This is a genomic window from Pseudomonas sp. SDO5522_S412 (assembly GCF_054071215.1).
In genome coordinates, this window is the sequence record NZ_JBSVWQ010000276.1 from 1 (window position 1) to 6,917 (window position 6,917).

Annotated in this window: 8 protein-coding genes; 5 read left to right on the forward strand and 3 right to left on the reverse strand. The window is 61.8% G+C overall.

The window, feature by feature from the left end; genetic code table 11:
* Positions 1-206, forward strand: a 206-nt coding sequence (locus ACW9I6_RS29340; protein ID WP_457340126.1) for a hypothetical protein, incomplete at its 5' end; no start/stop codon positions are given.
* Here ACW9I6_RS29340 and ccoM read toward each other — a convergent pair.
* Both ccoM and ACW9I6_RS29350 read right to left on the reverse strand, forming a co-directional pair.
* Positions 203-319 (reverse strand): cytochrome c oxidase subunit CcoM, encoded by a 117-nt coding sequence (ccoM, locus tag ACW9I6_RS29345; RefSeq protein WP_003210916.1) that lies wholly within the window; start codon positions 317-319, stop codon positions 203-205. The two genes, ACW9I6_RS29340 and ccoM, sit on opposite strands and share 4 nt — an antisense overlap.
* Before the next feature lie 143 nt (positions 320-462).
* On the reverse strand, positions 463-765 hold the full coding sequence (locus ACW9I6_RS29350) for a hypothetical protein (RefSeq protein ID WP_143495551.1): 303 nt from the start codon (positions 763-765) through the stop codon (positions 463-465).
* On the opposite strand from ACW9I6_RS29350, the gene ACW9I6_RS29355 reads away from it, so the two are divergent.
* From ACW9I6_RS29355 to ACW9I6_RS29365, 3 genes are all read left to right on the forward strand, one after another.
* Positions 759-1,631 (forward strand): LysR substrate-binding domain-containing protein, encoded by an 873-nt coding sequence (locus ACW9I6_RS29355; RefSeq protein ID WP_102368259.1) that lies wholly within the window; start codon positions 759-761, stop codon positions 1,629-1,631. The two genes, ACW9I6_RS29350 and ACW9I6_RS29355, sit on opposite strands and share 7 nt — an antisense overlap.
* 88 nt (positions 1,632-1,719) lie before the next feature.
* Positions 1,720-2,190 (forward strand): RidA family protein, encoded by a 471-nt coding sequence (locus tag ACW9I6_RS29360; RefSeq protein WP_003210913.1) that lies wholly within the window; start codon positions 1,720-1,722, stop codon positions 2,188-2,190.
* Complete coding sequence (locus tag ACW9I6_RS29365; protein WP_371132488.1) at positions 2,187-3,383, forward strand: aminotransferase class V-fold PLP-dependent enzyme; 1,197 nt, start codon at positions 2,187-2,189, stop codon at positions 3,381-3,383. The genes ACW9I6_RS29360 and ACW9I6_RS29365 overlap by 4 nt, the downstream gene beginning before the upstream one ends.
* Here the strand turns inward: ACW9I6_RS29365 and ACW9I6_RS29370 are convergent.
* Positions 3,380-3,721 (reverse strand): hypothetical protein, encoded by a 342-nt coding sequence (locus ACW9I6_RS29370; protein ID WP_008430424.1) that lies wholly within the window; start codon positions 3,719-3,721, stop codon positions 3,380-3,382. The genes ACW9I6_RS29365 and ACW9I6_RS29370 overlap by 4 nt on opposite strands.
* Positions 3,722-3,937: 216 nt before the next feature.
* Here ACW9I6_RS29370 and rapA point away from each other — a divergent pair, with 216 nt between their 5' ends.
* Positions 3,938-6,784, forward strand: coding sequence for an RNA polymerase-associated protein RapA (gene rapA / locus ACW9I6_RS29375; RefSeq protein ID WP_003210909.1), 2,847 nt, complete (start codon positions 3,938-3,940; stop codon positions 6,782-6,784).
* Positions 6,785-6,917 lie beyond the last annotated feature (133 nt).

Genomic DNA, 6,917 nt, shown 5'->3' on the forward strand with positions numbered 1-6,917 from the left:
GTGGTGGGGCAAAGCGTTTTTTGGTTACTTTTTTAGGCGTTTGTAAAAAAGTGACTCGCTGTAAGAGCGAAACCATAAGTAGCCGTTACCGCAGCAACGGATATGTACACAAATCAAAAAATCCAAATCAAAAAATCCAAAACAAAAAAAAGGCGACCGAAGTCGCCCAAAATGCCTTGCGTGCTCATGTATCCGAAAAGACCTAAGGCCTCTTACGCTTATTAGCGTCTTTCCAGATAAAAATTCCAAACCCTACAAAGAACATCACCATGAGGCCAACCGTTAGCACTCCGGCAAACACCACATTATCGAAAAACATGACCGGCCTCCTGCACTTGCCCTGTTGCGATAGGGCTAAGTTAACCAAGAAGACGAAAGAAGAAATTGACGAGGATCAATGTCGCCCGCGACGGAGCGTAAAGAAGGGAAATAACTGACCTGCATCAAACGATGCAGGCTATATCAACGCTTTTTCGGTTTGCTTTTCGGCTTTTTCTTGGGCTTCCCCAACGGCATCGCCTGTTCAAACGCCTGGCGCACTTCATTCAGTCGCTTGTCATTCAGATCATGAACACGTTTGGCCCGTTCGGCATTCAGGTCAATCAGCTTGTCATCGTCACTCATGGCTTGGCTTACGTAATGGCTTGGATGCCCCAATAATGCGTCCTGCGCCAATCCCGCGTAAACAAAATCGATGTCATCCCGCGCATTTGCCCGCAAAATCCCCCCATCCCACCCCCTCACACAGAGCGTTCGACGTGGCACTGCACAAGGACCTTCCCCCACTCCTGGCCCTGCGCGCCTTTGAGGCCGTGGCCCGGCATTTGAGTTTTATCAAGGCCGCCGCCGAGCTGTCAGTGACCCAAAGCGCCCTCAGCCATCAAGTGCAGAAACTCGAACAGCACCTGGGCAAACCGCTGTTTATCCGACGCACCCGCGCCATCGATCTGACCGAAGACGGCCAACACTACTACGACCAGATCCGCCCCGCCCTCGACACCATCGCCGCCGCCACCCGCCAGCAGCAAACACCGCCCGCCACCAGCGTACTGCGCGTCGGCCTGCTCGCCTCGTTCGCCACCTTGTGGCTGGCACCGCGCCTGGCGGGGTTTCTCAGCCGCTACCCACACATCCAGGTGGAGTTGGTGCCGGCGATTCAGCTGGCAGATGTCGCCGCCGCCGAGGTCGACCTGGCGATTCGCTACGGCAAGGGCGACTGGACCGACGTGCAGGCCACGCGCCTGATGAGCGAAACACTGTCACCCGTCTGCAGCCCTGCGTTCAAGGCCAGCCAACTGGCCAATGGCCCGCTGCTGATGGCCACCTCGCACCGCCCTTTCGAGTGGACCGACTGGTCCCGGCATTATCAGGTGGATGTGGAGCACTACCCCAAGGCGCTGCTGCACGACTACAACATCGTGGTCGAAGCCGCCGTCGCCGGCCAGGGCATCGCCATGGGCCGCCACCGCCTGATCGAACGCAGGCTCAAGGAAGGCACATTGGTGGAGGCCTTCGACTGGCCGCCCTATCAAAGCGAGATCGGTTACTGGCTGATTGCCCCGCATGGCGAAACCAGCACGGCGGCCGCTTGTTTCAGTGAATGGCTGCGGGAAATCTGTGCCGACGCATGAGTTATTTCGATACGTCGAGTTAAATCTATCCGTTTGTCGGCGAAAATCGCCCCGCCCATGCTGAAGACTCTTTCCAAGAGGATTCACCATGAGCCACTCCATCTCACAACGCGTACAAGCCCTCGGCCTGAGCCTGCCGACACCCAGCCAGCCGATTGCCAACTACGTCAATTACGTGATCAGCCAGAACCAGCTGTTCATCTCCGGCCAAATCCCGCTGCTGGACGGCAAACCGACTTACATCGGAAGACTCGGCGAATCCATCAGCGAAGACGAAGGCGCCAAGGCCGCCGAACTCGCGGCGTTGGGCCTGCTGGCACAATTAAGCGATGCCCTTGGCGATGACCTGTCGCGGCTGGTGCGCATCATTCGGTTGGGCGTATTTATCGCCAGCAGCGGTGATTTCCAGCGCCAGGGTGCAGTCGCCAATGGCGCTTCGAACTTGCTGGTCAACGCCCTCGGCGACAAAGGCCGGCATGCCCGTACGGCCGTGGGCGTCGCCAGCTTGCCGGGCGGCGTAGCCGTGGAGATCGACGCGATTTTCGAGTTGCAGCCGTGACTGCGCTGTCCCTGACCGAGGTCCGGGAGCTGCGGGACGAAACGCCGGGCTGCCAGTCCGGCATCGTCCACTTCAACCACGCCGGGGCCTCCCTGCCCAGCCAAGGGACGCTTGATGCAATCATTGACCAGTTGCAGCGCGAAGCCCGCGACGGCCCGATGGAGGCCGGCGAACATGGCGCACTGCTGACAGAAAAAGCCCGTCGCGCCGCCGCGCAACTGCTCAATGCACCCGTGTCATCGATTGCCTTCGCCAGCAGTGGCTCGACCGCCTGGAGCATGGCGTTCCAGGCGTTGGGCCCGTGGCAGCCAGGCGACCGCATTCTGGTGGGCCGCCACGAATGGGGCGGCAACCTGGCGAGCATGCAGACGGCCGTGCAATCGGGTGCACAAGTAGAAGTGATCCCCTGCGATGAAACCGGCGCGGTATCCGTCGCCGGCCTGGAAGCCATGCTCGACGCCCGGGTGCGGTTGATCGACCTGACCTGGCTCCCCGCCAACAGCGGCTTGATCAACCCGGCCGAGGCCATCGGCGCGTTGGCCAGGCGTCATGGCATTGCCTATTTCATCGACGCCGGGCAAGCCATCGGCCAGGTGCCGGTGGATGTGCAAGCGCTGCACTGCGATGTGCTCAAGGGCGCCGGGCGCAAGCATCTGCGCGGCCCACGGGGGACCGCCCTGCTCTATGTGCGGCCGGATTTTCTCGAGCGCTTGAACCCGGCCCAACGCGATGTGTTTTCGGCGCCCTGGAGCCCTGCGGGATTTGACTTGCGCAACGACGCCAGGCGCTTTGAAACCAGCGAAGTGTCGTTCGCCTTGCTGGCAGGCCTGGGCAATGCGTTGCTGGAGGTCAATCGATTGGGGGTCGAGCGGGTCCGCGAGACGGTCCGGCTGTTAAGCGACACAATCCGTGAACAATTGCGCCGAATCGACGGGATTACCTTGCATGACCTGGGAACCAGCGCAAACCAGTCCGGCCTGATCGCGTTCAACCTGGCCGGCTGGGACGCCTTCGAGCTCAAGCGCCGCCTGGGCCTCAAGCGGATCAACATCGGTGCCAATGGCGTGCCCTACACTCCACTGGACATGCAGGCCCGCGAGCTGGACAGCGTGGCGCGAATCTCCGTGAGCTACCTCAATACGGCGCAAGACATCGAGCAACTGATCGCCGCCCTGCGCGAACTGCGGGATTAAACCTCGACGTCCACCCACAAGCCTTGCCGTGGTGCGTCTTCAATCAACGGCACCACCGGCACGGTGTTGTCGGCGTTGAGTTCGTCACCGGGAACAGCCAGGTGCTCCTGCGAGTCTTCATCGGCTTCGCGGCGACGCTTTTGCTGTTCCTGCTGGCGACGCTGCTCCTCGCGCAGCAGCAAAGCCGCTTCCTCGGGATCGCGCTTTTGCAGGTCGATGGTACTTTCGTTGGAGCCTGGCTGAACCGGCGCCACGGGCGGGATATCCGGCTTCTGGCGCACCGGGTCAAGCTGCGACGTGACCGGCACAACACTCAAGGGCAGCATGGGTGGCAGCATATTATTAGTCTCCTGTTCAGCAGACTGTCGGCTGCGTGGGTGACGACTTGAGCGTCAAGCCGCCAACTTGTGAACCAATCGTCATCTATCCGACGAAGATACCGCCCTTTTTCTTGCCGCTTGTAGCTTAAAGCTCGAAGCTGCACCTATTCCTTTTGGTCTGGAAGCCGTGTTCCGTTAGAATAGTCGGCTTTTTCACGGCGGGAGTCAGGCAGCATGGCGCAGCAGTATCAACCGGGGCAACGCTGGATTAGTGACAGCGAAGCAGAGCTGGGGTTAGGCACCGTTCTGGCACAGGACGGCCGCTTGTTAACCGTGCTCTATCCGGCCACTGGCGACACTCGCCAGTATGCGCTACGGAATGCGCCCCTCACTCGCGTGAGGTTTTCGCCGGGTGACACCATCACCCATTTCGAAGGCTGGAAAATGACCGTGCAAGAAGTCGACGACGTCGACGGCCTGCTGGTCTACCACGGCCTCAATGGGCAAAACGAGCAGGTCACCCTGCCGGAAACCCAGCTCTCGAACTTCATCCAGTTCCGCCTGGCCAGCGACCGTCTGTTCGCCGGCCAGATCGACCCGCTGCCCTGGTTCTCCCTGCGCTACCACACCCTGGAACACACCAGCCGCCAGTTGCAGTCCTCGCTCTGGGGCCTGGGCGGCGTACGTGCGCAACCGATCGCGCACCAACTGCACATCGCCCGTGAAGTTGCCGACCGTATCGCGCCGCGGGTTCTGCTGGCGGACGAAGTGGGCCTGGGCAAGACCATCGAAGCCGGCCTGGTGATCCATCGCCAGTTGCTGTCGGGTCGCGCCAACCGCGTGTTGATCCTGGTGCCGGAAAACCTCCAGCACCAGTGGCTGGTGGAAATGCGCCGCCGCTTTAACCTGCAGGTCGCACTGTTCGATGAAGAGCGCTTTATCGAAAGCGATGCCACCAACCCGTTCGAAGACACCCAGCTCGCGCTGGTGGCCCTGGAATGGCTGGTGGACGACGAGAAGGCCCAGGACGCGCTGTTCGCGGCCGGCTGGGACCTGCTGGTGGTCGACGAAGCGCACCACCTGGTCTGGCACGAAGAAAAAGCCAGCCCCGAGTACTCGCTGGTGGAACAACTGGCCGAAGTGATTCCGGGCGTGCTGCTGCTCACCGCAACCCCTGAGCAACTGGGCCAGGACAGCCACTTCGCGCGCCTGCGCCTGCTGGACCCGAACCGTTTCCACGACCTGCACGCCTTTCGCGCCGAGAGCGAAAACTATCGCCCGGTGGCCGAAGCCGTCCAGGAACTGCTGGACAAGGGCCGTCTCTCGCCCGCCGCCCACAAGACCATCCAGGGCTTCCTCGGCGACGAAGGCGAAGCGCTGCTGACCGCCGTCAACGATGGCGACGCCGAAGCCAGTGCCCGCCTGGTCCGCGAACTGCTGGACCGCCACGGCACCGGCCGCGTGCTGTTCCGCAACACCCGCGCCGCGGTGCAAGGTTTCCCGGAGCGCAAGCTGCACGCCTACCCGCTGCCGTGCCCGGACGAATACCTCGAGCTGCCCCTGGGCGAGCACGCCGAGCTGTACCCGGAAGTCAGCTTCCAGTCGCAGCCGGACGTCGATGAAGAACAACGCTGGTGGCGTTTCGACCCGCGCGTCGAGTGGCTGATCGATCAGCTGAAAATGCTCAAGCGCACCAAAGTCCTGGTGATCTGCGCCCACGCCGAAACCGCCATGGACCTGGAAGACGCCCTGCGCGTGCGCTCCGGCATCCCGGCCACGGTGTTCCACGAGGGCATGAACATCCTCGAGCGCGACCGCGCTGCCGCCTACTTTGCGGACGAAGAATTCGGCGCCCAGGTGCTGATCTGCTCGGAAATCGGCAGTGAAGGCCGCAACTTCCAGTTCTCCCACCACCTGGTGCTGTTCGACCTGCCGTCCCACCCGGACTTGCTGGAACAGCGGATCGGCCGTCTGGACCGGATCGGCCAGAAACATGTAATCGAACTGCACGTGCCGTACCTGGAAACCAGCCCGCAAGAGCGCCTGTTCCAGTGGTACCACGAGGCGCTGAACGCGTTCCTCAACACCTGCCCGACCGGCAACGCCTTGCAGCACCAGTTCGGCCCGCGCCTGCTGCCGCTGCTGGAAAACGCCGACGACGGCGAGTGGCAAGGGCTGATCGACGAAGCCCGTGCCGAGCGCGAGCGCCTCGAAGCCGAACTGCACACCGGCCGTGACCGTTTGCTGGAGCTCAACTCCGGCGGTGCCGGTGAAGGTGATGCGCTGGTGGAAGCGATCCTTGAGCAAGACGACCAGTTCACCCTGCCGATCTACATGGAAACCCTGTTCGACGCCTTTGGCATCGACAGCGAAGACCATTCGGAAAACGCACTGATTCTCAAGCCCAGCGAAAAAATGCTCGACGCCAGCTTCCCCCTGGGCGACGACGAAGGTGTGACCATCACCTACGACCGCAACCAGGCGCTGTCCCGCGAAGACATGCAGTTCATCACCTGGGAACACCCGATGGTGCAGGGCGGCATGGACCTGGTGCTGTCCGGTTCCATGGGCAACACCGCCGTGGCGCTGATCAAGAACAAGGCGCTCAAGCCGGGCACCGTGTTGCTGGAACTGCTCTACGTCAGCGAAGTGGTTGCTCCGCGTTCGCTGCAGTTGGGCCGTTACCTGCCACCGGCGGCACTGCGTTGCCTGCTGGATGCCAATGGCAATGACCTGTCGGGCCGCGTGTCGTTCCTGACCTTGAATGACCAGCTGGAAAGCGTGCCGCGGGCCAGCGCCAACAAGTTCGTGCAGGCCCAGCGCGACCAGCTGACGCCGCGGATCAACGCCGGTGAGGAGAAGATTGCCCCGCGTCACGCCGAGCGTGTGGCCGAGGCTCAACGTCGCCTGGCGGCGGATACCGACGAAGAACTGGCGCGCCTGACCGCGTTGCAAGCGGTCAACCCGACCGTGCGCGACAGCGAACTGGTTGCCCTGCGCCAACAGCGCGAGCAAGGCCTGGCGATGCTCGACAAGGCGGCGCTGCGACTGGAAGCGATTCGGGTGTTGGTCGCGGGCTAACTTCGCCGCCCTACCCTGACAAACAAAAAGGCCCGCGCAATGCGGGCCTTTTTTATTCACTGTAGACATCGTTGTTATTGATGACCTCTTCGCGAGCAAGCCCGCTCCCACATTTGACCGAGTTCCATCTTGA